A 24,334-nucleotide genomic window follows, 5' to 3' on the forward strand; every position below is an offset into this window, starting at 1 on the left:
CACCATCGGCGGCGGCCCAGGGCACTCGGACGATTGGCTATGCGCACGACTTTGGGTTCCGGCTCAGGTTTTGCGGCGGGTGACGCTCTGTCATTGCTCGATATCGAACAGCGGGATGGACGGTGACGGCGGAGCAAGGACTGCGCGAAGGCGGTTGAGGTTGGCTCGCCACTGCTTCCAGCCTTCCGGGTCGACCCAGTTCGAGGCCGGCCCGGCCTCCTCGCCGATGACACGAGCGAGGGCCTCGTCCGCGAGCGTCCGGAGATCGTCAGGGAAGGCGAGCATGGGTTCTTCAGGGCCGTAAGGCGTGTCGATCGGGTCGCCGCCAGGGCATTGCGCCGCAATCAGCGCGGCAGCGGCCACCGCCTCTTCTCCTTCGGCGAGCCAGCCGGTGGCGTCGACGGTGCGCGTGAGGACGCCACGGACCAGTGCCTCGCGCTCCTCGGGTCTGGCGTCGTCGAGAGCATGGGCGAAATCCGCGGCCGTGTCGTTGTCGAAGGGGCCGGTGTCCCAGGTGCCCATGTCGATCTCCTCGTGTGGCTGCGCCAGGATCCTTGCATCAGTCGCCGACAATGCGATCACTGTGCGAGCAGTACGCGCTTCCGAAGAAGGGCGAAGCCGGCACGCCCGAACATCTGACGCTTGAGCATCTTGATCCGGTTGGCATGCCCCTCGACCGCGCCCGAGCTCCAGGACAGGCTGAGTCCGGCGGAGGCGACCATGACGACGCCGGGCGTCACCGCCCTACCTAGGAGGCCTCGCAGGGCCGGGGCTTGTACAGGTGTCCGCCCGGCGCCGGGGTGAATGCCCGCTCCCGCGGAGCGGGGCAGGGGAAGTCGAATCGCCGCCAGGGCGGTTCGGTGTCTCGGGAGAGGCGGTGGTGAGGCCGGCCTCGAGCGGGTGCGGCACCTCGGAGCCGACGGTGGCCGACTGACTGGCTGGCGGTCGGTGGTCGGGTGGGTCGGTGGCCGGGAATGGTCGCTCGCACGGGTGGTGTCGGTCGATGGTGTGGGCGGTCGGGGAACGTGCGGGCTAGGTTCACGGTCATGGCGCGGTTTCGGATGTATCCGACGGGTGAACAGGCGGGCGTGATGCTCGGTCACTGCGCGCATGCCCGGTATATCTGGAACCTGGCCGTCGAGCAGCACGCGCACTGGTACAGGGGTCGCAGGGCGGCGCCCGGTTTTGCGGAGCAGTGTCGTCAGCTCACCGAGGCGCGGCGTGACAACGCCTGGCTCGGGGCCGGGAATGCGGATGTGCAGCAGCAGGCGTTGAAGGATTTCGCCGCGGCGAAGAATGCCCGCTTCGCGTCCGGGTTCGGTGAGCCGACCTGGCGCAGGAAGCACGTGCACGAGGGCTTTCGCGTCATCGGCACCGACCGCATCGGGGAGTTCGAGGCGGACGGCTCACCGCAGCTGAACGCCAGGGGCAGGCAGGTCATGGGCCGGTCGGTCGTGGTGCACAGGCTCAACCGCAGGTGGGCGCGGGTGAAGGTGCCCGGCTGCGGCTGGGTCCGCTTCCGACTCACCCGGCCCGAACCGCCCAAGGCCAAGACGTTCCGTGTCACCTTGCGCAACGGCCGGTGGCACATCGCGTTCGCCGTCATCCCCGTGCCGATCGATGGGCCCGGCACGGGTGAGGTCATCGGTAAGCACCAGCGCCGGGCCGCCCGCGCGCCCAAGGACAGCGAGCAAAAGAGCGCCGAGTACGCCAAGGTGGCCAGGCTCAAGGCCCGTGAGGCGGACCGGCGCAAGGACTGGTGCGAGAAGACCAGCACGATGCTCGCCCGCAGCTACGACCTGGTGCGGTTCGAGAAACTGAACATCAGGAACATGACCGCCTCCGCGAAGGGGACGGTCGAACAGCCCGGCAAGAACGTCCGGGCCAAGGCCGGGCTGAACCGGGCGGTCCTCGCCCAGGGCTGGGGCCTGCTGCGGCAGCGCACCGGGCACAAGGCCCCCGGCCGCATTGAGGACGTCCCCGCCCCCTGCACCAGTCTGCGCTGCAGCGCCTGCTGGGGGCACCTCCCACGCCCTTAAGGCAGTGGGGGAGGATCGACAAGAACTCGCGCAAGAGCCAAGCCGAGTTCCTCTGTTCCTCCTGCGGCTTCACCTGCAACGCCGATGAGAATGCAGCAGTCAACGTCGCGGCAGGACAGGGCGGGATCCCCCGCCCCCGGCGAACAGCCGGTGCCGGAGGGGTGACAGCGGCCATCGGCCGTTCGAACACCCGTGAACCCCAACCCGTATGGGCTGGAATCCCCCCTCTTTTAGGAGGGGGAGGATGTCAAACGAGTCAGATCCGCCGGTGACCGGGGTCGCCCGCCGCCGGGCCGCCCTCCAACACCGGGCGTCCGCGCAGCCGTACGGCGTTGAGTATGTGTTCGCCCATGGGATCGGAGTCCAGGTGGGGATGGGCGTCGATCCGGAGGCGGCGCCCGCCATGGGAGACCACGTGGTAGGCGAGCACCTTGCCGCCGAAGAGCTTGGTTCCGTGGACCTGCCGTGAGAGCACCAGGCGGTCGACGTCGTCCCAGGCCACGGCGAGAGGGCGGCCGTAGGAGGTGTATACGAGACCGTTGGCGTACAGATGCGTGCGGACGAACCCCTTGGGCATTCTCCACAGCATGACCGGAAGCGCGATGATCGCCAGGAAGAGCGCCGCGAGCAGGTAGAGCACCAAGGTGGTCACCAGGTCCTGGAGGCCCGGGATGTCGGTCCCGGTCTTGCTCAGGACCCAGTTCACACCCCACAGCGCTCCTACGATCGAGGCGCCGATGGCCATTACGGCGACCACGACCTCCAGCGGGCTGGTGTTCTTGCGGGTGAAGACGTGATCGCCCAGGGAGCGCTCCGCCGCAAGGCGGGTGACGCGGGCGGACGGGGCGTACCCCTTCATCTGCGCGGCATCGGGGAACCGCTTGATGACGGCAACGCCCAGGACCGTGACGGCCAGACCCGCGAGGAGGACGGTGGTGGCGGACAAGGCCGGGGTGTCGCCGAAGATCAGCACTCCCAGGCCGTACAGCATCGTCGCCAGCCCGCCGCACACCAGCAGCAGCATGAGGCAGCCCAAGTTCAACAGGGGCCCCTCGGAGTGCTGTTGCGCTTCGTCCGTCATGGCGTCCCCCAGAGAAATCGTGGATGTCGACGCCGAATGTAGCCGTTCTCCGGCGGTCGGCCGGGCTTCCTGCCCCTCGCCAACAGTGACTCCGACACCGCCTACTGCTCGTCCGTCAGGTCTTCACGTGTCACGAACGAAGTTCATCTCACCCATTGTCGTTACCGAGGGCAGCTGAAAGCCCACCTGCAACACGTTCTCACGGCCATCGCCGTGAACGCCGAACGATTCAGCAGTCGGTCAGTGAGGTTTTCTCAGTGGAGATCGATGCCCGGGGGCGAGCGGACGAAGGTGCCGGCGGGCGGCTTCGCGGAGATTGACCCGTCGGCAGGCGCGTGGCAGCCTGCCTGCTCACGCACCTGCTGGACACGGGGGGACCATGCCCTTCTTCAAAGCCGTTCTCCTCGACTGGGTTGGAACGCTCATCGTCCCGAAGTGGGGTCCGACTCGTGGGCGGCCTAGAGGAGCCTCGTGGATCGAGCGCTCGTTGACACAGGTCGGGCGGGACGCCTCATCGGCAGAAGTCGAGCGGATCAGCGCAGCCCTGAGCGCAGCAGGCGAGCGCTCTGACGTCGCAGAGGGCTGGGCGGGAGCGGACCTGTCCGCTGTGGCCCACCGGGAGAGCTATCTCCGCTGGGTGACGGCCGCCGGCGTGGACTGTGCCCTGGCCGAGGCGATGTATGAAGCTCTGTGTGACGCCGCCGACAACGTGTTCGCCGTCGATGTCGAACCCACCCTGGGGGCGCTCAAAGCGGCCGGGGTGAAGGTAGCGATCGTCAGTGACATCCACGTCGACATCCGCCCCAGCTTCGCAAAGGCTTGCTTGGACAGGCACGTCGACGACTTCGTCCTGTCCTTCGAGCGTGGTGCGTGCAAACCTGACCCGGCCATCTTTCGCACCGCCCTGGAACGGCTCGGCGTCCAGCCCCACGAGGCACTGATGGTCGGCGATCGCTCAGGCCACGACGGTGCGGCCGTCGAAGCCGGGATCACGACGTTGCTCGTTCCACCGTTGACGCACGCCACGGAGAAGCGGCTGCACCTGGTCCTCGCCGCCTGCGGCGTCGCCGGCTGTTGAAGGCCTCGCCGGACGACGGTCACACGGGGCGTGATGCCGCCCCCACCCTGCCCCGGCGGAGGGCCCGCGCCAACAGGCGTGAAGCCCCTGGCAGGAACAGGTCTGCCAAGATCATGTCCGCTGAACCAGAGGCTTCACGTCGGTCACCTATGCTGCGACGCCCGACGTCCCGTGCCACGTGGTGGAGTACCTCGCCCGGCTGTTGGCCGCCCACCGTCGCCGGATCGGCACTCCGAAGGGCTCCCGCGTCCTCGGGCCCTTCCGACAGGCGGTGATGGTGCTGCGCCGGCTCCGTGAGCGCGGCTGCGTGCACTGCCCGGCCCGCGATACCGGCGTTTCCCGGGCCACCGGCTACCGCTGCTCCACGAGGGCATCGACGTCCTCGCCGACCAGGCTCCCGACCTGCACGACGTCCTGAACCGCTGCCGACGCGAGGGCCTGACGCACGTCATCCTCGACGGCACACTGATCGAATCCGACCGTCTCGCGGGCGTCCGCGAGAGCGGCAACGGCCTGCGGTTCAGTCAGAAGCACAAGGCGTTCGGCGGCGACATCCAGTTCCTGTCGGCCCCGGACGGCACCCTGCTGTGGGTCTCCGACGTCGAACCCGGCTCCACCCAGGACGTCACCGCCGCCCGAATCCATGCCTTGCCCGCCCTCTGCAAAGCGGCGACTGACGGCCTGCCGGCCCTGGCCGACAAGGGCTACATCGGCGCCGGTATCGGCATCCGCATCCCGGTCCGCCGTCCCAAGGCCAAATCCGAACAGGCACTTCACGTCGACACCCGAATGTTCAACACCCTGCTGCGGCAAGTGCGGGCCTTCGGCGAGCGGACAGCCGCCGAACTCAAGCAGCGGTGGCGCACCCTGCAGCACATCATGCTTAGGCCGTGTCCGGTCGATCATCTGATTCGTTGATCTGGTTATGGGTCGGGGTGATCTGACTGACGAGGAATGGGGGCGGCTGAGGCCGCTTCTGCCAGTGAGCAACGGTCGCTGTGGCCGGTGGAGGTATCACCGGCAGGTGATCGACGGCATCCTGCACCGCGTGCGCACAGGCGTGCAGTGGCGTGACCTGCCAGAGCGATTCGGGCCGTGGAAGACGGTCTACGAGCGGCATCGGTTGTGGTCGGCCAACGGCGCATGGGAGCGGCTGCTGCGGCAGGTCCAAGCCGCGGCTGACGTGGCTGGGGAGATCGACTGGGATATCTCGGTCGACTCCGCTGCGATGCGCGCCCACCAGCACGCGGCCGGTGCCCGTCGGACACCCCCACCGACCGTCACTGCTTCAAAAGGGGCAGCGGTGGTGGGACACCAGAGCGAATCACCGTGGACGAGCCTCGTCGCCCGGCTGGTGGAGATGGTCCAGCAGGTGAGGGACTCGGTCGCTCGCGCGGCGGTTTCACCACCAAGGTCCATCTGAGCGCGGACGGCCGATGTCGGCCGCTGTCGCTGATCATGACGCCAGGCCAGCGGGCCGACTGCACCCAGTTCATCCCCGTCCTGGAGGAGATCCGCGTGCCTCGCCTCGGGCCGGGCAGGCCACGCAAGAAGCCGGACAGCGTCGCCACCGATAAGGCGTACAGCAACGGGCCTTGCCGCCGTTACCTGCGCCGACGAGGCATCAAGCACGCGATCCCGGGAAAGTCCGACTCCCGGGCCGCCCGTCTGAAGCGAGGCACCAGGGGCGGGCGGCCGCCGGGCTTCGACAAGGAGCGCTACAAGAAGCGGAACGTCGTGGAACGGGCGATCAACAGGCTGAAGCAGTCCCGGGCCGTGGCCACTCGCTATGACAAGCGGGGCCACGTCTTCCTCGGCACTGTGACCGCAGCGGCACTTCTCATCTGGCGCAGGACCTGACCTGCCGCAAGCTCCCACAGTAGAGTTCCTCACCGAGATCACTACTTGCGAAAGAAGAGTCATGCCCCGCAAGACGGCGGCTGCTCTGCGTCTGGACGCCCTCTGCCGGTCCCATCTTCGGGGCTACCGGCGCCAGCCTTCACGGCTCTCACCTCACACACTTCGTCAGGCGGCCCGCTTCGAAGCCGAACGCGGCCTACCCATCCGGCAGCTCGAAGACGCCGTCCACTGCTGGCAAGCGTTCGTACGCCGTCCAGGATGGCCTCTCTACCTGCCCGAGCCACACCTGCCCGGCTACGACATCTGGGATGACCGACTCCTGATAGAGCGAGCCATCGGCGCTCTCGACAGACGAGCAGCCCGGGAAATTGCGTCGATCGTGAAAGATGCCGACGCCGACTTCCTGGCACGCACCCTGCCCAACCCTCATGCTCCACGTGCCTGGCCGTGGTGGCGTCGCAGATGCCAGGACCTGGGCGACATCATGCACGTTCCATCCCAGACGAATGATCGGCCGGACACGGCCTAGTTCCAGCCGGATCGGGGATATCGTCCGTGCCGCCCTCGTCCTCAACGAAATCTGGAAATGAGCACCGTTGAGAAAACGACCTCAATGTGACATCGGGCCGGTGACACCCGTTGAGGTCGCTCAGTGGACCAGCCGGTTCGCCTACCGCGTGGAGCACATACACGATCGCCGACGGGCGTGTGAACAGCGCACTGGAGTCCGCCTCAAGTCCCACTCCACCACTGTGCCCGCGCTCAAGCCGTCCATAGTCTCCGGGGCCGGCCAGAGAACGTCCTCCTGCAGTGCGAGTACCTTGCTTGTCCCACGGTTATAGAGAACTCGACTCCACTCGCCCCTACCGTCAGGCAGCCGCCCCTGTTCCCAGGAGACACCTTTGCGGCCCCGCCTCGCCACCCTCGGCTGATCCCAGCGACGTCGTCGAGGCGGGGCTAGCTGGTCACTAGCCGGGGTATCGGTCCATCCAGTGCGGGTCCCAGCCACCGTTGTATCCGTCACCGCTCGGGAAGTCGGTGAGCTGGGTGATGAGGTCGCGGGCCAGGGTGTCGAGGACCCAGGCCAGTTCGTGGCGGCTGATCAGATCGACGGGCAGGGCCTCGACGCCGTGTGCCGCTCCGAGCAGCGCGCCGGTCACGCAGGCGACCGAGTCGCCGTCCGGCGCCCCGGCGGCGAAGCGCAGTGCGTCGTGCACCTGAGCCGGCTCGGGGAAGGAGGCGGCGACATACAGGCCGCCGAGCAGAGCCGAGGGCGCGGTGGCGTCCGGTGCGAGTTCTGCGAGGCATCCTGCGTCTGCGGGCTGGTCCTCGGCCTGCTGCAGCGCCCTGATGAGCTGCTTCTGCTCGGTGTTGGTCAGACCGGGGGCGGCTTCTGGAAGGGCATGTATGCCGTCCGTCAGGGCTTGCCGCACCTGCGACTGTCCCCCGAACAGGGAATCCTGCATCTCGGGGGTGCTGGTCAGGCAGTGGCTGACCAGCACGGCTGCATGGGCTGTTGCGGACTGCGCGGCTCGGTCGCCGTGGGTGAGGGCGGCGATTTCCCGGGCCAACTGGGCTGACAGCTCCGAGCCGTGAACGGTACCGACAACAGCGACGGGAAGGGTACGGGTGAGCGCGTGGCAGCCCCGGCTGGCCGTCGGCACCCCCATGTTTCCGTGCTCGGTCTTGGACAGGGCCGTCACGGTCGCCGGTGCCGAACCGCGCCGCTGTGCCAGCGCGGGCACCTGGGCGAGCCAGCCGTCCGGCCACACCTCGGCGAGGTCGGCCCAGCGCTCCCGCATCCGCTCGACCTCGATCCCCTGCAGGGCCGCCCACCGGCAGTAGGCGTGCCACACCACCCCCGACGGACCCCAGACGCCCCTCTGGGTGCCCCGCACCCAAGCACGGATCGTGCCCTCGGCAGTGAAGCAGGCCAACTGGGTGCTGACTCCGGCCCGCAGCGGGCCTTCGGCAGGCAGCTTGCCCTTCGCCGCTCCCAACGTGTCGCCCAGCGCCAGGCCCAGCATCATCCCGCGCACCCGGGACGCCGCACCCTTCTCCTTCAGGAACTCCCTTTGCCGCTCCGGCTCCTCGTCAGGACCCAGGTCCAGCTCCTCCTGCCTCTGCTCGGCAGGTGCCCGGTCCCGTTCCCGCGGCGCGGTGCGGTAGGCCGGTGCCGGGCCGGCCGTGACCGGATCAGTCGTCGTAACGCCTGGACCGGCCGGCTGCCCGCCTCCGGCGCGCCCGGTGGTCAGCTCGTGCACCGCGTCGTGCATCTCCGGGTGTGCCTCGAGGTGCCAGCCGTTGGTCAGTACCTGGCGCAGGTCGTTGAGCGCGGTCCTGGAGTCGGTGCCGATGGCCAGGTGGCTGTAGATCGCGGCAACGGCCGGGGTGCGGCTCTGTCCGGCAAGGCAGTGGAGCAGGACGCGCTTGCCCTCCTGGCGCAACCGCACTACCTGGCGGGCGGCCTGGTCCAGAACGTAGTGGAGGTTGGCGTTCTCCCCTTCACTGTCCACCAGCCACACGCGGACGTGCTCGACGTCGATGCCGGGCAGGATCGGGTCCGTGCCCATGCGGCACAGCGAGACCACGGCGTCGACGGGGACCGCCTCGGTGCCCTGGGCCAGCGCCAGGTTGCCCAGCACCACTCCGGGGTCATGCGGGTGGGATATGGCGAAGCTGCGGTGGCCGCCGAGGGACATGCGGGGCGCCGAGGGCCAGCCCTGGGCGTCGTCGCTCCCGCCTCGGGCGGTGCGCACCGCCAGCCGGACCAGGTCGGCTCCGGTGGTGTGGCCGGGCCAGCCGTGCACGGCCTGCTGCCACTCCAGCGGGATGCCGGAGCAGCCCCAGCGCGCGCCGAGCAGGGCGCCCGCGATCGCTGCGACGGTGTCGGTGTCCGTCCCGGCCCGCACCGCCGCCTCCAGAGCGAGGGCGAAGTGCTGCGCGGGGAAAGTGTTCTCGGCGGGGCTCAGCTCGGGCACGGGGGTGCGGGTGATCGCCGACCAGGCGGCCTGGAGCGCGTGGACGACCCAGCCGTTGTTGGTGAAGTGGTGCGGCGGATTGGCCTCCGCCTCGTCCAGCCGCTTCGCCCACACCTCGCGGCGCTCGGCGGGGATCAGGTTCAGGCCGGCGCGCACGCCGTCGAAGGTTCCGTGCAGCACCGCGGTGCGGATGCCGGAGCACCACAGCACGCAGGCATCGGCGCAGTCGGGGTCCGGGTGGGTGAGCGCGCTGACGGCGACGGCGGCTTCGGTCATCTCGGCGGCGTCACCGAGATGACCGAGGGCGACGATCCCGGTGCGCATCAACGAGCCGTTCCCCGCACTGCGGTTGGTGCCGGCGGTGAAGCTGCGGGCGGCGGCCAGCATCGCCGCGCCCGGCGCTCCGGGGGCGCTGTCGGCGGCGCCCAGGACGGCGCGGGTCTGGGCGCCGACATCACTGGCACCGCCGCTCAGCCAGCCCTGGAAGTTGGCGGCGATCGCGTCAAGAGCCGCGGGTGTGCGCAGATCCGCTCCGTCGGCCGCGACCTTGGCGATGCAGACCTGCATCTGGGTGTCGTCGGAGTACTCGCCCGGCTCGTACGGCCCCAGGCCACCACCGATCATGCGCGGCTGCTGGTCGTCGCGCAGTGTCGCCTTGAACTCGTAGGGCACGCCCAACGCGTCGCCCACGGCCGCGCCGAGCAGTACACCGGCGGCCCGGTCGGCAGCCTGTGTATCCAGGCGGGGCTGCGGGGCATGGGTCATGGGGACTCCGTAAGGTGCGGTGGTGTGCGGAGGGTGGGCTGGGCCGTGGCGTGCAGGAAGCGATCCCAAGCGCAATCAACTGGGACGGTGCAGGCGCGTCGGAATGCCGAAAAAGGGTTATTTCTGAGCGGGGCGACGTTCCGCTAGCTTGGCACGGCATCCCACTTATCGTCAATGGGACGATAGTGGGAGTGGAGTAGGCCGCGGCGAAGACAGCTCTGCAGGGCATCTGCAACGTCAAGGACTCTGCCTCACAAGGGGTCTGCGTTGGAGGTGCTTTCGTGCCCGGCGCTTCAGTTGGAAGCCCGCCCGGCTGCAGCCGGGACGGCCTGCCGACGGGCTTCTCTGGGTCCGATCCGGATCCGGAAAGACGGTGAAGCCCCGTGAATGATCAATGCGGCCGGGATGGCACCGCACCTGCTGACCTGTACAGACGAGGAAAAGAGGGGTGTTCAGGGAAAGTCGAGGCAACTTTCTGACGAGGCCGCCACTCATTGGATCGAATGACGACAGCACGCCCGACGTGTGCCGCCCACCAGTGCCGACCGCTACCCCCGAGACCACGTTCTGGACGAGCGTGCGAGACCTGGGATCACGCGACCAGTGACCTGGAGAACGCGGCCGACATCGCGGCGTGCGAGCGTCACGCCCTCCTCATGGCCTGATGTACCTCCCTGGGGACAGGCGGCTACGGCGAGGCCCCACCGTTCCGGCTCGATGCACTGCTGTGCCCGAGCCTGCGGTGATGCGCTCTGCGATACGGACCAAGCCGCCGGACTCGCACAGGTCAGCGGGGACCTCGGGTATCACGTCGGCGAGCCGGGACACCCGCAGCGCGTGGTTGCTGGAACCGGACGACCGTGTCGATGAGGTCATTGCCCTGCTCCGCACCTCGAAAGAGGGCATGGTTCCCCCTGGAACCGGCCCCGTTGCTTGTGAGATCGGGCCGACTTCACGAGACGCTCGGGGTAATGCCCGCGGTAGCGGCCTTGCGGCGGAGGGCGGGTGACACGAACGCTGAAGCGGCGGTTTCGAGGTGCCCTCAGACGATGAGCCCCTGCGGGTGCGGGCATCGCCCACGGCGCGTCCCGTCCCGCCCCGCCCTGTCAGTCCTCGTGGCCGGGGCTCTCGGCGAGGGCGACGCGCCCCGACCGCAAGGACGTCCGCCGTGGTGCCGAGCCACCGAGAGCGTGGGTGAGGCTTTGGAGGTCGTGGTCGGACACCACCCGCAGGCCGTGCTCCGCGAGGAGAGAGGCCATCTGCTGAGGCTTCCAGAGCGAGCGCCATGGTTCGCCGGAGGTGATGGCACCGCCGATCACCCGGGTCAGCAACCGGCCCACGGACGCCCTCGCGGAGGGCGTCTGGTAGTTGACGACGAGGACACTGCCCGGGGCCGTCCGGGCGGCGAGCGCGGCCACCGTGGCGCGCACCTCGTCGCGCGTCAGGTAGGGGACGACACCTTCCCACAGCCAAGCCGTCGGTACGGAGGGGGCGTGCCCGGCGCCGTCCAACGCCGCGCCGAGGTCGTCGACGGAGAAATCGACCGGTGTGAACCGCACGGAACGGGCGACGACCGGCAGTTCGACCGCGGGACGGCCGCTCTCCTGCAGCCCTCGGACCTCTTGTGCGGCCTCGGCGAGGCGGGCTCGCTTGTCCCGCTGGGAGGCCGGATGGTCGACCTCCCACACGTCTGTCCGCGCAAGCTCGGGCAGACGCCACGCACGCGTGTCCAGACCGGCTCCGAGAATCACGAGCTGGCGGGTCACGTGGGTGCGCAGGGCCTCATCGATCGCGACCGTACGCGGCACCATCACTTCGGCGCACGCCCGTACACTCTCGTACCGCGAGCGCGCCTGCCAGCCTTCCGGCGGCACTCCCGTCCGCACCTCGTCCACCGGTACACGTTCCTCGGCGCGCAGCAGCCGCACCGCCACCGGATCCGAGAACCGGCCGGCAGCGACTCTCCCGTCCGCCACGGCCCGCCCCTGGCAGACCAGTACCGCCGTCCGACTCGCTGCACGCCCCATCTCGTTCACGGATCCCTATTCAACCCGACCTCGGGCGCACAGGTGAAGAAGGTATGCCGCAGTCGGCCGGCAGGCGGTGGTCACGTCAGGAAGCCATACGGCACACGGGGGAAGACCGAGGTCGCCTCACAAGACGAGCTTTCCGCCACCCGAGGGTCGTCGGCGCCGCCGATTGACATCGCACCGTCGACCGGCCGATCGGCCAGTAGTGCTTCGTTGGGTTCGTGCTCTGGTTCTGCTGGTGGTGATGGGGACGGCCGCAGGTGGTGCAGGTGCCGGTCCAGTACCTCAACAGGGCTTGGAGTGCGTCGAGGGTCTGGTAGAGGGGCGGGCCGGTGTTCGGGCTTTGGGTCGAACCTGCGAAGGGTGAGGAAGGCCTGGGCGGCGGTGACGAGGGCGACGTGATGGTGCCGGTCGCGTCAGGTGCGGCCCTCGAAGTGGTCCAGGCCAAGGCCCTGTTTGGGTTCGCGGCAGTCGTGCTCGATCCGCCGGCGCGTCTTCGTCCACCGCACCAGGTCGGCGACCGCCGTGGTGGCGGGCAGATTGCTCATCCAGTAGCCGGTCGGTTCACCGGCGTCCCAGGCCGTTCGACAAGTGAGGTCCGTAGCGGCAGCACCCCGTGGGGTCGGATCGAGCCGCTGATGCCGGCCGATCCGGTTCGTGGACGGCGGTGGGCCGGCCACCGCCGCACATCGGAGGTTATTGCTTGGAGGTACCGCGCTTGTTCGCCCTGGCGTGACCTGCCTGCCGAACCGGGTTGGGTGCGGATCCTTTGAAGGGAACGGCGTGTGCCGGGCCGTGGCTATGAGGCGTCGGCGTAGGCGAGGTGGGTGCCGCAGACAGTGCAGCGGAAGAGCATGGCGCTTGCCCCGTGCCCGAGGTGGGTCAGGAAGTCCTCAAGGCGCGACGTGTCGTGCCATCCGCCCATGCGCAGGTCGGTTCGGAGCTGGTCGAGGGCCTCGGGGTGGGCCGCCAGTTCGGCGTATCCGACCTCGCCAATGAAGGCCGCCGCGTCGTTGCAGTGGACCAGCCAGTGCGGATCCTGCCAGGCGCGGAAGCCGGGGGTGCGGCGGGTGACCTGCTCCAGAGTTTCCTCGCTGATGCCGTCAAGTCCGTATGAGTCGGTGAATTCGCCTTCGAATCGTTCAGCGGCGCTGCCATCGGCGATGCACCAGGGGCAGAATCTGCCGCTGACGTCCTGGGCGGTGTAGAAGGTCGCGGTGTAGATCCAGCCCGTACAACGCTGGCAGCAGGCGCATGCCTCGGCACTTTCTTGGACGGAGCCGCTGGCGACGGGGTCGGGGTGGTAGCGGAAGGAGGGCAGGCCGGCGCTCACTGGTGAACCTGCCGCTGCGAGGCGAGGTCCGCCTCGACGGCGGTGGTCTGTGCGCCGGCGGGCGCTCCTGTGAACCTCATGGTCGCAGTCTGTCTGCCGGCAGACCCGTGATCAAGCCGTGCGGTCGAGGCTCTGCTGCTCGGGGCGGGGTAGGGGCGCTGGTGCTCGCGGCGAGCATGGTGTCGCCAGTAGTCCTCGAAGCCGCTGCTGGTGACCAGCGTGCGGAGCCGGAGGACGGCTTCGGCCCCGGCGAGTTCCCAGCGGGCGCCGGTGATGTCGAGGCGGTCGGCGATCAGATGGCGGTAGGCGCCCTCGACCACGCCGGTGGCGGTGGGCCAGCCGTTGGCCAGCGCCGTGCCGTAGAGGAGTTGGTCGAGGCGGCCGGTCAGACAGCGGTGGCAGGCGGCTACCGCTTCGCGCCGGACGGCAGGTAGGCGTTCCCGGTCGGCCTGGACGGTCATCTCGGCGACGGCGCGAGCGGCCTGGCCTGGCTTGGCCTGAGAGGATCACGGTCAGGTGGTCGGCAGCCCAGGCTTCGGCTTCGTGGCTGCCGGGCTTGTGGAAGGCGTGCACGACGGCCCAGACGTACTCGGCGATGTGGACGAAGTCCAACAGGACGTCCACCGTGGTCCTGCGCCGGTCGGTCTCGGCGGGGATCAGGCCGAGCTGGTGGCGGGCTCCGTCGATCAGGATCACCCAGGGCCGCAGGTGCTCGGGGTCGCGGGCCTGAGTTTGGTCGAAGGCGTCGGCGATGACCTGCTCGGGCGGGTGGGCCAGGGAAGCGGTGCACCACTTGTTCTCCGCTTTCGGCCCCGGGCGGGCAGGAAGCTGACCGCTGCGGCCGTTGGGCAGGTGGATCACGTCGTGCGGGCGCCTGGGGCTGGTCGGGTGTCGAAGACACAGGCCACGGTCGCCATCCGCTCGGCGTTTGCCCAGCACGTTCCCGCAGAGGCGGGTCACCGTCTGGTGGGCGTGGTCGAACGAGTCGCGGACGGCTTCGGTGACCGCGAGCCGGCGTAAGCCCATCGATCGCCGGCCGCCGGCAGCGACAGCGCGGCATCGGAGGGATGGACGTTGCCGATGCCGTGGCCTCGGTGGGCGACCCTGGTGACTCGGACCAGCCCGAAGATGCCGGTCAGCCAGCGTGAGTGCCCGGTCTCCCACCAGGCCGCATCCGTCCTTCCGGCCCGACCCCGACCGGCCCGGCACCAGAGCGGACCTGGTCCTCCTCCTCATGCCGGACGCGCAGATCCAGGTGGTCCTGCAGCAGCATGCGGAGCACTTCCCGTTCTGCCGCCTGCAGGTGTTCTTCCAGTGCAGCGTGGGTTCACCGGCTCGCGTCGCTGCCTGACAGGGTGCCTGTCAGCATCTCGAAGGCGCTGATCGAGCGGGCAAAGGGGGCAGCGGTTGCTTCGTGTGCGACGACACCGTGAGCACGAAGAGCTCACGCATAACCGGCAGACGGGGCCGCTGACTACGTGGCTCCATCTTCAGAGAATCAGTTCGTGGAGTCCCATTCGTCCGAGGTCATTGGCCTGGCGTCGGGGTAACGCCGTTGGATCTCACTCAGCACCCACGCGTCGGCTGTGCGGACATCCCAGCCGGAACTGTCGAACTCCCTCAGGGTCAGTACGAGTTCGTTGCCCGCATAGCCCTCGAAGTCTCCATCGACCGCCTGCAGATAGGGCGCGTCCATGGCCAGCAACTCAAGGGTGGGGATTCCGGTGCCTGCCGAAGCCTTCACCATCCGAGCGAACGCCGGGTGCGGTTGCTCGTCGAACATCCGAGCCTTCCATGTCAGCCCGAGTCCATAACTCCCCAGTCGGACCAGAAGCTCAGCCAGGGTGACGTAGCGGCGATCAGCCGGGCGACCCGGGTGAAGGGCATCGTCCCGCCAGGCCGCAAAGGTGACCATCTGCATGGTGGACGGCGCTTCATTCATCGGCTCAGCAACCTGCTTCGATCTCGGAGAGTCGCTACTTCCAGCTCTTCCATTGTCCGAGCTCGCGCCATCCAGACGAAGCGGATTACGTCTCGACCCGGTCCGTGGGAGCACGGCAAGCCAAACAGGGCACACAGATGATCGGGCGAGTCGAGCATGACCGGTGGTCCGTTCGGAGAGGTTCCGGCTGATCGGTGCAGGCCAGGTGGAGGTGTCGGTGCTGGCCGTCGCCTCGGACGGGCTGTTGATAGTGCGTCAGCTTCGACAAGGTCGGCTGACTTGTCCGGCCTGTGGGGCGGTTCTGGCTTCGTGGGGTCATGGCCGGGCCCGGGAGATCCGGGGCGACCTGGGTGCCCGGCTGTTTCTACAGCCATGCCGTACGCGCTGCTCGGGCTGCAAGGTCACGGGCGTTCGCCGGACGGGCGGAGGCAGTACGACCAGCACACTGGGAGACAAGCAAGATCACGGTTGAGGCATGAGTGTGGACCCAGTGAAGGATTCGGGGTTAATTTGTGCCGCCCGACTCTTTGCGCACGGTGTCGTTGCCGGTCAGGGCTCCGAGGGGGTTGCTGTGGAAGACACTCCGTACGTCCTGCCGGAGGACTATGAGAGCGACCCGGAGTACCAGGCCATCATGGCGAGACTGGCGAAGCCCTGGTGGCAAAAGCCGGCGCTCCTTGTATCGAGCGGTCTCGCCGCTGTCGTCTTGGCCTTCCTCGCAGGTTTTTGGGCCGGGCGTTCCGACGACGGCTCGGGTGCGCCATCCCCGGATCCCTGGGTGCAGGGTCAACTGGACGACCAGTCACAGAACAACCAGCAGCAGAACAATCAACCTGCCGGGGTGTCCGCCGCTCAGAAGTTCCAGATCCTGAACAGGTTCTGCACCCAACAGGCCGGCGGTCCGTACGACGTGTCGGAGGCCGCGCTCATGGAGTGCAACAGCAGCTACTACGTGACGGATCAGGGCCAGGTCCTGCCGAAATAGGGCGCTTCCGCTTCTGCGGAACCCGGTCCGATGCCCGCCAAGGAAGCCTGGGCATCGTCCTCGATGCCCTACCTCGATGCGTACGATTCATCCCAGATGCGTAAGCTTCGGCAGCCCGCCCACCGACTTGCCCGGTCCCATCGCCACAAGCTAGGAAAACGGTGTCTCACCGCAAGTACGCCCACACCCTTGGAACGCTCCTGTTCGCGGCCGCTCTTACCGCGTGCGGCAACTCCTCGCCTTCCCCCGAAGGCGCGCCTCCGGCCGTGCACAGCCCTTCCGGCTCCAGTGCTGCTGGCGCTTCCCCCGCCTCCCCTAGCCCCGAGGCGCAGCTCCTGAGAAAAAAGGAACTGGCCTCGGCGCTGCTGTCCCTGTCGGACATGCCTGCCGGCTGGTCCGCCGACACCAGTGGCGGCTCCAGCACGAACAAGACCTTCTGCGACTACAAGCAGCCCCACCAGGCGAAGGTCACGGTGTCCGGCAACTTTCAGAAGGGTGCGGGCGTCGCCGGCTCCATCGCGGCCGTCGGCTTGCGCCAGTACGCGAGCGTCGATGACGCCGCCGACGCGTTCGATGCGCTGGAGCAGGCCCTGAAAACCTGTCACAAGGAGACGTTCGAGGGTTCCGTCCTCAACTACTCGGCCATGAGCGTCGAAAAGCTCGGTGACCGTTCCCTCGGCGTACGCATCGAAAGTGGCGGCTACACCCTCCTCCAGCAGTTCACCCTCGACGGTCCCACCCTCATCAACGTCGGCACCGGCGGAATGGCCACCGTCGACGCCGACACGACCGCGCTCCTGCTCCGCAAGCAGGTCGAGCGATACGAGGCTGCAGCCGCACGATGACCTTCGGGGATCATCTCCTACGGCTCCCTGAATCCCGTGCGTAACCGGGGTGCCCCGTGGTTTCCGCCCGGGGTACCCCAGTGCTACCAGGACCCCCCTACCTGCCCGGCATACGCAGGACAACAGGCGCTGTCACGTTGGCTCTTCATGATCAGCGTCACGTAATTCCCCACCCGGGCCGAGGCCGGGACGGGCCGCCTGACAGCTGAGTGTGCGGCTGGTCCGGTCAGTCAAGGGTGCCTACGCCGGCGTTCCGCGTAGGCCTTACGGCCACCCCGGACAGCCCTGATATCTGCGGCCTTGTCGGCGCACATGCAAGGAGCGCAATGCCGTCAAGCGGTGCATCGCCCGACTCGAGCAGTGGCGCGGCCTCGCGATGCGAACGGACAAGCTCGCCATCGCCTGCCGCCCCGCCCTTCCCTGTTCCCGCTTTCCGATGACGGGGTCTATGCGGGAGCAGATCCCTTCTGCGATCGGTTCTGTGTCATTTCACCGTGCCGGTGAAGATCGCGGCTTCGGAGTCGTAGTCGGGTGAGACCTCGACCTGCAAGAACTTCTCGTTTTTGGGGAGTTCGCACGCCCAGGGGACGGAGAGGGAGCGGCCGTCGAGTATGCGGGTGTCGGGGAGGCCGTCGAAGTCATCGTCGTAGATGGCTTCGCCTTCCTTGCCTTCGTCGCCGTAGGCGCAGTTGACGCTCATTTGGCTGGCGTCGATCTTGCGGCCCGACTTGTTGCTGATCTTGATGATGAACTTGGCGTAGGGCGTGTTCTCGGGTGCCGCGTAGTCGTTGGAGGTTCCGCGACCGAAGCCCGAGAGGCTGACCTCGACGTCGTTTTCGTAGGAGACCGTGTCATTGAGGCTGTAGGAGTCGCTGCCGGTTTCCTCGTCGGTGGGGTCGGCTGCGGCGTCCTCGGTGTCGTCACCGCTGCTCGCGGCCTCGGTTTCGGTGACCGTGACGGTGGGAGCGGGTTTGGCTTCGCTCTTTCCGGTGACGCCGACGGTGATGGCGGAGGCGAGGATCGCGGCGACCACGGCGGCAGCGCACGCGACAACGGCCGTGTGAGCCTTCTTCGGCGGTTGCGGAGGCGGCTGGGGTGCGAATGGCGGTATGGGCGGTGGCGTGACGTCGTGACTCATGGTCCCCCCAGGGATCGTTGGCGAGTGGTGATCATCCCTCTTGTGGAGTCGATCTGGATGCTTCGTGTTGAAACTGTGCCCATGGCGAGTGCGGCTCGCCCCGCCCGGGTCCGCCGAGGGGTCAGGAACCTCCGCCCGAACCTGCCCTGTCCGACCCGCGCACCCAAACTCAACCGGTCCGATCCCGGCAAGACCGCTCGGCTCGAAGAACCGGCACCCCGTCACCCGCTTCGAAGCCGGACGAGTCCTCGCCGCCGACGAGTCCTGCACCCGACCCGCGCACCACAAGGAAGGAACCAAGCCCCGGCGGGCTGGTGGGACGGCCCGCCCGATGAGTAATCCGGGGCGCGAATCTGCCCCCGGATCTGGCATGCTGGCCCTGTGAACAACAAGCTCAGAAAGGACGATGCCGCGTAATCGGCCGTCCCAAGTCCGCGCCTCCGGACGTCACCCGAGGCGGCAGGCGCATGAAACACCAACGCCTGGGTTGCCGCGTGGCTCCGGCAGGCTCGCCGGAGCGGTTTCCCGCCTCGAACACGACCGGCTCTGGCCTGGGGCGATAGCCCAGGCCTTGCGGCAGTGGTCAGGAACAGCCCACCGCCCCAGCCGTGGTCTCTCCGATGGTTGCGGTTGCCCTTTGTGCAACCCCTTCTACACGACCGACGAGCGGGGGGTTCTGGAAGCGGCAATGTACGCCCTTCCGCCACAGGCGGCACGTGAACTGCGGCGTCTGGTGAAACCGCTCGACGATCTCTACACCGCCAAAACCTGGCCCGACCCCTTCGCCTCGCCCGACGACGGATGGTGGGCAAGGCGCTGTTATGGATAGGCCTACCGTGGCAGCCAGGAAAGTCGCCCGCACGGTCACAGTCCCGATCAGTGGGGACCAGGAGTGGTACGAGGCGGCTGGGGTCATGGTCGAGGTGATCTGGCATGCGAGCGAGGCCGCCGGGCTGCCGCCGCTGGAGGGGCGGCAGAACTGTCAGGATTGCCTTCGGGACTCCATGGGCGGTGAGGTTCCCCAGTGGTGACGGGGCGGCGGGGCGGCCGGTCCAGCAGGCAATCACCCCGCCAGCCACTCGCTCCGGTGAACCGCGGGTCCTGCCTGATAGGCGCACCGGTAACTTCTGCCTGCCGGGAGTCGGGGAGCTATCTGCCTCCTGCCGTCAGGCCACCACACCGTCATGGGTGCTTCCTCGCGGGTGGTGCGTCCAGAACGGTGCCGGAGCGGGCTCGGGTTCGTCCCGGCCCGCCGAACCGAGGGCCGGACCGCGACCTCGTACGAGTGGCGGACGGCTGCGGCCGACGCCGACTCGGTGTGACACTGCGCCGGTGTCGGGATTCACGAGGGACACCAAGCGCTATGGCGACAAGCTCGTCTACGGGGTGTTGGGCACGAAGTGGCGCCGTTTGGCCTCCTGAGCCGAAGCGGGATAGTTGCCGCACAGGCGGGTTCGTTGTCACCGTGGCTGAGTTGGTAAGCGTCACGACCAGTTGAGCACCGACGCCGGTCAAAGCGGCAGCGGCCTGTCAGTGGCCGGTGGCAAGATCGCCGGCATGGTTTTCGTACGTACTACTCCGCCGCGGCCTGTCGACGTCACCGCGGTCTTTCCCGAGTTGGCTCCGTTGGCGCGTGCGGCGATTCGGCTGCATCCACGTGCCGGGTCGCCCTCGGTACGGGACAGCTCTGTCGGTGGCCCGTTGCTGTGGCCGGCCGAGGAGCCATGGCCGCACTGCGAAGCCGTGCACCCCGGCACCGGACGGTGCAAGTCGCCGGCAGACATACGCCTCGACAGGCGCCGGCAAGCCCGGCTCCACCGTGATCCCCAAGGTCCCCTCTACACGCCGGAGGAGACGGTGATCCTGCACCGCAACGGCGCAAGGTTCATGGAGCGACTCGAAGCCGGCCCTCCCTGGCCCTTGGAGAGTCCGGTCCCCATGCTGCCCGTCGCCCAGTTGTACGTGCGCGATGTCCCTCTCCTGCGGCCGCCCGGGAAGGCCGACCTGCTCCAAGTGCTGTGGTGTCCCTACGACCACGAACCGCATGCCAAGCCCGCGACCGCGCTGTTCTGGCGATCCGCGGCCGATGTCGACGATGTCCTGGCTCTGCCGCCGGACCCGTACGAGGCGGACCGGGACGGCTATGTGCCGGAGCCCTGTCGACTGGCGCCAGAAGCGGTCACCGAGTATCCCCACAGCCTCGATCTCAGCCTGGAGATGCGGCTGACGATGGGGGACTGGAGCAGGTGGCAGGCCGCCGGCGCCGATGTGGACAGCTCGTACGCGAGCTGTCCGGTGGAGTTCTATGACTGCAATCTGGCAAACGCTCCCGGCTGGAAGGTCGGCGGCTGGCCCCCGTGGGGCCGCACCGACCCCAACCCCCGATACTGCAGTGTCTGCGAGGTACAGATGGTCCCGCTGCTGACCATTGCCTCCTTCGAATGGGACCACGGCAAGCGCGGCTGGGCGCCGTACGAGGACGAAGCTGCCGCCTGTGCCGCCGGTCATCACGCCGGCCAGAACCCTGCGCAGCCGACCAAGGTGGAAGTCGACAGCACCGACAACATGCAGCTCTACGTCTGCCCGACCTCCCCCGAACACCCGCACACCGACCTGATCCAATGAGCTGTCACCGACCCTCGCGCAGACGGTGACAGAAGTGCTGCCGAGCGCGGGTGTGTGACAAGCCGCTTGCCTCACTGTCCTCGTACTCCTGCGCCGTCGCCGGCCGCCGCGGCATACCGACCGACCGGACGACCGCGAGCATCATCGACGCCTCGGCTCACTGCGAATGTAGGGACCACGAGCGTTGTCGACAGTGGGCGGCGGAGACATGATCAAGGTTGACGGCGCGTTATGGGCAAGGGGAAGCCGGTCGGAGCCGTGTGGTCGCCCACTGTCTCATCTCGTGGACACCGCTTCATCGCACGATCTCTCCTCGGGAGGTTCACCCTGCACGAGGGCGCCTGACGCGTGATCAGGCATGCGGCGTGCCACTGTCCGCCGCCAGGCGTGTGAGCCACTCGCGCAGCAGGCGCTGCTCGGCGTCGCTCAGGACATCGGCGTCGTCGGGGAGGGCGGCGCGCAGCGCGCGGGCCGCCGCGGCGGGACCGGACTCCGCGGCGGGGACCGCCGGCTCGGCGCGGGTGACGGCTGTGACCATGGACTCGCGCAGGACGGTCAACAGCGCCGGATTGCGGCGGTCCGCGGGGGTGGAGTGCCAGGTGGTGACCGCGCCCTGGCCGGTTGCCTGGATGATCTGGGCGGCCAGCTCCTCGTCGACCCGCAGCCACCCCCCGGCCGCCAGCCGACGCACCCGCCCATGGAGGATCTCCAAGCCCGCGCGGTGTGCTGCGTCCGATCCCCGGCCGGTGGCCCGGTTCATCACCGCGAACAGCTCGGGGCGGGAGACCCCGAACTCGACCACCATGTCCCAGCCGCAGCGCAGCTCCTCCACCGGGTCCTGCGGGGCGGGGTCGAGCTGCGCGCGCTTCCTCTCCAGGAACTGCGCGTAGCCGTGCTCGGCGACGGCCTCAAGGAGCCCCTCCTTGTCTCCGAAGAGGCGGTAGATCGCCGGCGGCTGCATTCCGGCCGCGGCCGCGACCGCGCGGGTGCTCACCGCGTCGGGGCCGCCGTTCTCCAGCAGCTCGACGGCCGCCTCGACGATGCGGCGTCGAGGGCTGTCGGTTGAGTCGCGCGTAGCCATGAACCGATGATACCGAGGATTTGATTCCATCGGAATTTCCAGTGTTACTGTTGAAATGATTCCACTGGAAACAGCGTCGGGAGAACCCAATGATCATCGTGACCGGAGCCACCGGAAAGCTCGGCCGCCGTGTCGTCGAGCGCCTCCTGGAGCGCGTTCCCGCCGGCCGCGTCGGCGTCAGCGTCCGCGACCCCCGCAAGGCCCAGGACCTCGCCGACCGCGGCATCCGCGTCCGGCAGGGCAGCTTCGACGACCCCGCCTCGCTCGTGCACTCCTTCGAGGGTGCCGAGCAAGTGCTCCTGGTCTCCCTCGACCGCACGGGCCAGGAGTGCGTCAGCGGCCACCGCGCCGCCATCGACGCCGCCGTGCAGGCCGGCGTCGGCCGCATCCTCTACACCAGCCAGATGGGCGCCGCCCACGACGCCCGCTTCCAGGCATGCCGCGACCACGCCCAGACCGAGGACCTGCTGCGCGCCACCGGCCTGCCCTGGACCGCGCTGCGCAACGGCTTCTACGCCTCCAGCGCCCTGCAGTTCCTGGAGTCCGCCCGCCACACCGGCGACATCGCCCTCCCCGCCGACGGCCCCGTCGCCTGGACCGGCCACGACGACCTTGCCGAGGCCACCGCGGTGATCCTCACTGGGGAAGCCCGCTTCGAGGGGCCCACCCCGCCGCTCACCGGCCCGGCGGCGCTCGACTTCGGCACCGTCGCCGAGATCGCGTCCCAGGCCACCGGGCGCTCCTTCACCCGTACCGTCGTCCCCGATGACGCCTTCCGCGAGCAGGTCCTGGCGCACGGCGCCCCGGCCCCGATCGCCGACCTGATGCTGAGCATCTTCGCCGCGGCGCGGAATGGCGAGTTCACCGCTGTCGACTCGACGCTGGCCGAGCTGATCGGGCGAGAGCCCGCCACCTTCCGCACCCAGCTGGAGCGTGCCTGGGCCGAATAGATCCAGTGGGGCGCGCAGACGGCCCCGGCCCGGCTCGCCGCCCACAAAGGCTCGTCCTCTGTCGCCCGAGGACGTCGATCACCAGATCGGCAGCCTCGGGCACAAACCCGGACTCCGCATCAGATTCCGCACGATCTCAGAGGATTCCCGTTCCAAGCACCACGGCCTCACGCAAGGCCAGGGGGCTTGCCGGACCTCATCACCATCAGCGATCCGGCCGCGGCGCGACCCGGGGCTGAAGCCGATGTCCACCCTGCGGGCGGAGACCGCCCGCAGGCGCAGCCCGAGTCCGGCAGGGCTCCCGGAACGGGCCGCCCCGCCTCGTCCCGGCGTCGTGGTCCTTGTCTCCGGCGGTGAACCGGATGGTGCCGGAGAGGATGTAGAAGCCTTCGTCGTGTCGGGTGTGGCGGTGTTGCGGGGGTCCTTGGGTGTGGGGGGCGAGGACGGACTCGGTGATCGCGAGGCGGTGTCCGGTGTGGCTGCCGTCCTCCAGGACGCGCATGTGCGTGGTGCCCAGGACGATCGTCTCGCCGTCGCCGGGACCCACCACCGATAGGGCGGGGTGGGTCTGCGGCTCGCCGGTCTTGGCTTCTTCGGTCATGCTCACGAGTTCACCGCCGGCGCCCCAAGACTGTCCAAGACCCGTCCTGCGGCGCCGATACCCCGTGGGTATCGTTGCAGCGTGGAGTTACGGACCTTGCGTTACTTCGTGGCGGTCGCCGAGGAACTCCACTTCGGCCGGGCCGCCATCCGACTGCACATGAGTCAGCCGCCGCTGAGCCGGGCGATCAAGCAGTTGGAGGCCGATGTCGGGGCCCTGCTGTTCACTCGCTCGCCTACGGGGGTCACCCTCACTCCGGTGGGCTCGGTGCTGCTCGACGAGGCGCGGGCCCTGCTCGACCATGCCGATCGCGTCCGGGTACGCGTGAGCGCGGCGGCCGGCGTCGCGACCATCACCATCGGCATCCTGGGCGACGGCACCGACCCGGGAGTGGCCAGGTTGGCCGCCGCCTACCGTCGAAGCCGCCCCGGCATCGACATCCGCATCCGCGACACCGATCTGACCGACCCGACCTGCGGGCTGCGTAATGGACTGGTCGACGTCGCGCTGACTCGGGCGCCGTTCGACGAGACTGCCCTGACGGTGCGTGAACTGCGGGCCGATCCGGTCGGCGTGGTCCTGCGCGCCGACGATCCGCTGGCCCGCCGCGACGGGCTGCGGCTGGCCGAGCTGAGCGACCGCCGCTGGTTCCAGTTCCCGCCGGGCACCGACCCCGTCTGGCAGGCGTACTGGAACGGCGGCAGGCCCCGCGAGGGCCCAGTGGTGCGAGCCGTCCAGGAATGTCTGCAGGCCGTGTTGTGGAACGGCACGGTCGGTCTGGCTCCGCTCGGACACGACCTGCCCGCGGAGCTGGCCGTGGTGCCGCTGATCGACATGGCGCCGAGCCGAGTGGTGGCGGTGTGGAACAAGGGCGACACCAACCCGTTGGTCCGATCCTTCATCGAGATCGCGACAACCGCGTACCGTCACTGAGGGGGAGTGTCTGAATCAACGCCCCTGTCCGGGGGAAGCAGGGCGTTCTGACGGCTTTGCCGCAGCG

20 protein-coding genes and 5 pseudogenes are annotated in these 24,334 nt (G+C 68.7%); 13 read left to right on the forward strand and 12 right to left on the reverse strand.

Features of this window, described 5'->3' with window-relative positions; translation table 11 throughout:
• Positions 1 to 90: 90 nt before the first annotated feature.
• Both ACH4S8_RS34990 and ACH4S8_RS34995 read right to left on the reverse strand, forming a co-directional pair.
• Positions 91 to 522 carry a DUF4259 domain-containing protein gene (locus ACH4S8_RS34990; protein ID WP_398401414.1) on the reverse strand — a complete coding sequence of 144 codons (432 nt, stop codon included), beginning with the start codon at positions 520 to 522 and terminating at the stop codon, positions 91 to 93.
• A gap of 56 nt (positions 523 to 578) precedes the next feature.
• Positions 579 to 740: a hypothetical protein gene (locus ACH4S8_RS34995; protein ID WP_398401575.1), complete on the reverse strand. Its 162-nt coding sequence runs from the start codon at positions 738 to 740 to the stop codon at positions 579 to 581.
• A gap of 306 nt (positions 741 to 1,046) precedes the next feature.
• On the opposite strand from ACH4S8_RS34995, the gene ACH4S8_RS35000 reads away from it, so the two are divergent.
• The gene (locus ACH4S8_RS35000; protein WP_398401416.1) at positions 1,047 to 2,039 is read left to right on the forward strand and encodes an RNA-guided endonuclease InsQ/TnpB family protein; all 993 of its coding nucleotides are present in this window, start codon (positions 1,047 to 1,049) and stop codon (positions 2,037 to 2,039) included.
• A gap of 14 nt (positions 2,040 to 2,053) precedes the next feature.
• Complete coding sequence (locus tag ACH4S8_RS35005) at positions 2,054 to 2,311, forward strand: zinc ribbon domain-containing protein (RefSeq protein WP_398401563.1); 258 nt, start codon at positions 2,054 to 2,056, stop codon at positions 2,309 to 2,311.
• On the opposite strand, the gene ACH4S8_RS35010 is transcribed toward ACH4S8_RS35005, so the two are convergent.
• Positions 2,296 to 3,120 carry a hypothetical protein gene (locus tag ACH4S8_RS35010; RefSeq protein ID WP_398401419.1) on the reverse strand — a complete coding sequence of 275 codons (825 nt, stop codon included), beginning with the start codon at positions 3,118 to 3,120 and terminating at the stop codon, positions 2,296 to 2,298. The two genes, ACH4S8_RS35005 and ACH4S8_RS35010, sit on opposite strands and share 16 nt — an antisense overlap.
• Before the next feature lie 379 nt (positions 3,121 to 3,499).
• On the opposite strand from ACH4S8_RS35010, the gene ACH4S8_RS35015 reads away from it, so the two are divergent.
• The 3 genes and pseudogenes from ACH4S8_RS35015 to ACH4S8_RS35025 all read left to right on the forward strand — a co-directional run bounded on the left by ACH4S8_RS35015 (position 3,500) and on the right by ACH4S8_RS35025 (position 6,058).
• Positions 3,500 to 4,198, forward strand: a complete 699-nt coding sequence (locus ACH4S8_RS35015; RefSeq protein WP_398401421.1) for an HAD family hydrolase — start codon at positions 3,500 to 3,502, stop codon at positions 4,196 to 4,198.
• A gap of 513 nt (positions 4,199 to 4,711) precedes the next feature.
• A complete protein-coding gene (locus tag ACH4S8_RS35020; RefSeq protein ID WP_398401565.1) occupies positions 4,712 to 5,116 on the forward strand; it encodes a transposase family protein in 405 nt (134 codons plus the stop codon).
• A 7-nt stretch (positions 5,117 to 5,123) separates the two neighbouring features.
• Positions 5,124 to 6,058 (forward strand): annotated as a pseudogene (locus ACH4S8_RS35025) (IS5 family transposase).
• Positions 6,059 to 7,026: 968 nt separating this feature from the next.
• Here ACH4S8_RS35025 and ACH4S8_RS35030 read toward each other — a convergent pair.
• From ACH4S8_RS35030 to ACH4S8_RS35040, 3 genes and pseudogenes are all read right to left on the reverse strand, one after another.
• Entirely contained in the window at positions 7,027 to 9,804 is a 2,778-nt protein-coding gene (locus ACH4S8_RS35030; RefSeq protein WP_398401424.1) for an ADP-ribosylglycohydrolase family protein, read from the reverse strand.
• Between the two features lie 1,106 nt (positions 9,805 to 10,910).
• The gene (locus ACH4S8_RS35035) at positions 10,911 to 11,831 is read right to left on the reverse strand and encodes a class I SAM-dependent methyltransferase (protein ID WP_398401426.1); all 921 of its coding nucleotides are present in this window, start codon (positions 11,829 to 11,831) and stop codon (positions 10,911 to 10,913) included.
• Positions 11,832 to 12,119: 288 nt separating this feature from the next.
• Positions 12,120 to 12,450 (reverse strand): annotated as a pseudogene (locus ACH4S8_RS35040) (IS701 family transposase); the annotation flags it as partial.
• Positions 12,451 to 12,472: 22 nt separating this feature from the next.
• Between ACH4S8_RS35040 and ACH4S8_RS35045 the strand changes: the two are divergent.
• Positions 12,473 to 12,589: pseudogene (locus ACH4S8_RS35045) on the forward strand (IS5/IS1182 family transposase); the annotation flags it as partial.
• Positions 12,590 to 12,633: 44 nt separating this feature from the next.
• Here ACH4S8_RS35045 and ACH4S8_RS35050 read toward each other — a convergent pair.
• The 3 genes and pseudogenes from ACH4S8_RS35050 to ACH4S8_RS35060 form a co-directional block, all read right to left on the reverse strand.
• Positions 12,634 to 13,167 (reverse strand): CbrC family protein, encoded by a 534-nt coding sequence (locus ACH4S8_RS35050; protein ID WP_398401428.1) that lies wholly within the window; start codon positions 13,165 to 13,167, stop codon positions 12,634 to 12,636.
• Between the two features lie 140 nt (positions 13,168 to 13,307).
• Positions 13,308 to 14,551, reverse strand: a pseudogene (locus ACH4S8_RS35055) (ISKra4 family transposase); the annotation flags it as partial.
• A gap of 114 nt (positions 14,552 to 14,665) precedes the next feature.
• Positions 14,666 to 15,109, reverse strand: a complete 444-nt coding sequence (locus ACH4S8_RS35060; protein WP_398401430.1) for a hypothetical protein — start codon at positions 15,107 to 15,109, stop codon at positions 14,666 to 14,668.
• Positions 15,110 to 15,584: 475 nt separating this feature from the next.
• On the opposite strand from ACH4S8_RS35060, the gene ACH4S8_RS35065 reads away from it, so the two are divergent.
• The 3 genes and pseudogenes from ACH4S8_RS35065 to ACH4S8_RS35075 form a co-directional block, all read left to right on the forward strand.
• Entirely contained in the window at positions 15,585 to 16,094 is a 510-nt protein-coding gene (locus ACH4S8_RS35065) for a hypothetical protein (RefSeq protein WP_398401433.1), read from the forward strand.
• Positions 16,095 to 16,255: 161 nt separating this feature from the next.
• Positions 16,256 to 16,939, forward strand: coding sequence for a hypothetical protein (locus ACH4S8_RS35070; RefSeq protein ID WP_398401435.1), 684 nt, complete (start codon positions 16,256 to 16,258; stop codon positions 16,937 to 16,939).
• Between the two features lie 316 nt (positions 16,940 to 17,255).
• Positions 17,256 to 17,357, forward strand: a pseudogene (locus ACH4S8_RS35075) (IS5/IS1182 family transposase); the annotation flags it as partial.
• A gap of 66 nt (positions 17,358 to 17,423) precedes the next feature.
• Here the strand turns inward: ACH4S8_RS35075 and ACH4S8_RS35080 are convergent.
• Positions 17,424 to 18,077, reverse strand: coding sequence for a hypothetical protein (locus ACH4S8_RS35080; protein WP_398401437.1), 654 nt, complete (start codon positions 18,075 to 18,077; stop codon positions 17,424 to 17,426).
• A gap of 836 nt (positions 18,078 to 18,913) precedes the next feature.
• On the opposite strand from ACH4S8_RS35080, the gene ACH4S8_RS35085 reads away from it, so the two are divergent.
• Both ACH4S8_RS35085 and ACH4S8_RS35090 read left to right on the forward strand, forming a co-directional pair.
• The gene (locus ACH4S8_RS35085; RefSeq protein WP_398401439.1) at positions 18,914 to 19,108 is read left to right on the forward strand and encodes a hypothetical protein; all 195 of its coding nucleotides are present in this window, start codon (positions 18,914 to 18,916) and stop codon (positions 19,106 to 19,108) included.
• Between the two features lie 526 nt (positions 19,109 to 19,634).
• Positions 19,635 to 20,702, forward strand: coding sequence for a hypothetical protein (locus tag ACH4S8_RS35090; RefSeq protein ID WP_398401567.1), 1,068 nt, complete (start codon positions 19,635 to 19,637; stop codon positions 20,700 to 20,702).
• 352 nt (positions 20,703 to 21,054) lie between these two features.
• Here ACH4S8_RS35090 and ACH4S8_RS35095 read toward each other — a convergent pair whose 3' ends face one another.
• Positions 21,055 to 21,783, reverse strand: coding sequence for a TetR/AcrR family transcriptional regulator (locus tag ACH4S8_RS35095; protein WP_398401442.1), 729 nt, complete (start codon positions 21,781 to 21,783; stop codon positions 21,055 to 21,057).
• 89 nt (positions 21,784 to 21,872) lie between these two features.
• Between ACH4S8_RS35095 and ACH4S8_RS35100 the strand changes: the two genes are divergently transcribed.
• Positions 21,873 to 22,733, forward strand: a complete 861-nt coding sequence (locus ACH4S8_RS35100) for an SDR family oxidoreductase (RefSeq protein ID WP_398401444.1) — start codon at positions 21,873 to 21,875, stop codon at positions 22,731 to 22,733.
• A 205-nt stretch (positions 22,734 to 22,938) separates the two neighbouring features.
• Here the strand turns inward: ACH4S8_RS35100 and ACH4S8_RS35105 are convergent, their stop codons facing one another.
• Positions 22,939 to 23,334: a cupin domain-containing protein gene (locus tag ACH4S8_RS35105; RefSeq protein ID WP_398401446.1), complete on the reverse strand. Its 396-nt coding sequence runs from the start codon at positions 23,332 to 23,334 to the stop codon at positions 22,939 to 22,941.
• An 81-nt stretch (positions 23,335 to 23,415) separates the two neighbouring features.
• Here ACH4S8_RS35105 and ACH4S8_RS35110 point away from each other — a divergent pair, with 81 nt between their 5' ends.
• Positions 23,416 to 24,267, forward strand: coding sequence for a LysR family transcriptional regulator (locus ACH4S8_RS35110; RefSeq protein ID WP_398401448.1), 852 nt, complete (start codon positions 23,416 to 23,418; stop codon positions 24,265 to 24,267).
• Positions 24,268 to 24,334 lie beyond the last annotated feature (67 nt).

The sequence above is a fragment of the Streptomyces sp. NPDC021080 genome (assembly GCF_044333225.1).
Lineage (GTDB): Bacteria > Actinomycetota > Actinomycetes > Streptomycetales > Streptomycetaceae > Streptomyces.

What these genes read in the sequence shown, in the direction of transcription:
- ACH4S8_RS34990 (WP_398401414.1), bottom strand. Translation starts at nt 522, where the DNA reads ATGGGCACCTGGGACACCGGCCCCTTCGACAACGACACGGCCGCGGAT.
- ACH4S8_RS35000 (WP_398401416.1), top strand. Translation starts at nt 1,047, where the DNA reads ATGGCGCGGTTTCGGATGTATCCGACGGGTGAACAGGCGGGCGTGATG.
- ACH4S8_RS35010 (WP_398401419.1), bottom strand. Translation starts at nt 3,120, where the DNA reads ATGACGGACGAAGCGCAACAGCACTCCGAGGGGCCCCTGTTGAACTTG.
- ACH4S8_RS35015 (WP_398401421.1), top strand. Translation starts at nt 3,500, where the DNA reads ATGCCCTTCTTCAAAGCCGTTCTCCTCGACTGGGTTGGAACGCTCATC.
- ACH4S8_RS35030 (WP_398401424.1), bottom strand. Translation starts at nt 9,804, where the DNA reads ATGACCCATGCCCCGCAGCCCCGCCTGGATACACAGGCTGCCGACCGG.
- ACH4S8_RS35035 (WP_398401426.1), bottom strand. Translation starts at nt 11,831, where the DNA reads ATGGGGCGTGCAGCGAGTCGGACGGCGGTACTGGTCTGCCAGGGGCGG.
- ACH4S8_RS35060 (WP_398401430.1), bottom strand. Translation starts at nt 15,109, where the DNA reads ATGAATGAAGCGCCGTCCACCATGCAGATGGTCACCTTTGCGGCCTGG.
- ACH4S8_RS35065 (WP_398401433.1), top strand. Translation starts at nt 15,585, where the DNA reads ATGAGTGTGGACCCAGTGAAGGATTCGGGGTTAATTTGTGCCGCCCGA.
- ACH4S8_RS35080 (WP_398401437.1), bottom strand. Translation starts at nt 18,077, where the DNA reads ATGAGTCACGACGTCACGCCACCGCCCATACCGCCATTCGCACCCCAG.
- ACH4S8_RS35090 (WP_398401567.1), top strand. Translation starts at nt 19,635, where the DNA reads ATGGTTTTCGTACGTACTACTCCGCCGCGGCCTGTCGACGTCACCGCG.
- ACH4S8_RS35095 (WP_398401442.1), bottom strand. Translation starts at nt 21,783, where the DNA reads ATGGCTACGCGCGACTCAACCGACAGCCCTCGACGCCGCATCGTCGAG.
- ACH4S8_RS35100 (WP_398401444.1), top strand. Translation starts at nt 21,873, where the DNA reads ATGATCATCGTGACCGGAGCCACCGGAAAGCTCGGCCGCCGTGTCGTC.
- ACH4S8_RS35105 (WP_398401446.1), bottom strand. Translation starts at nt 23,334, where the DNA reads ATGACCGAAGAAGCCAAGACCGGCGAGCCGCAGACCCACCCCGCCCTA.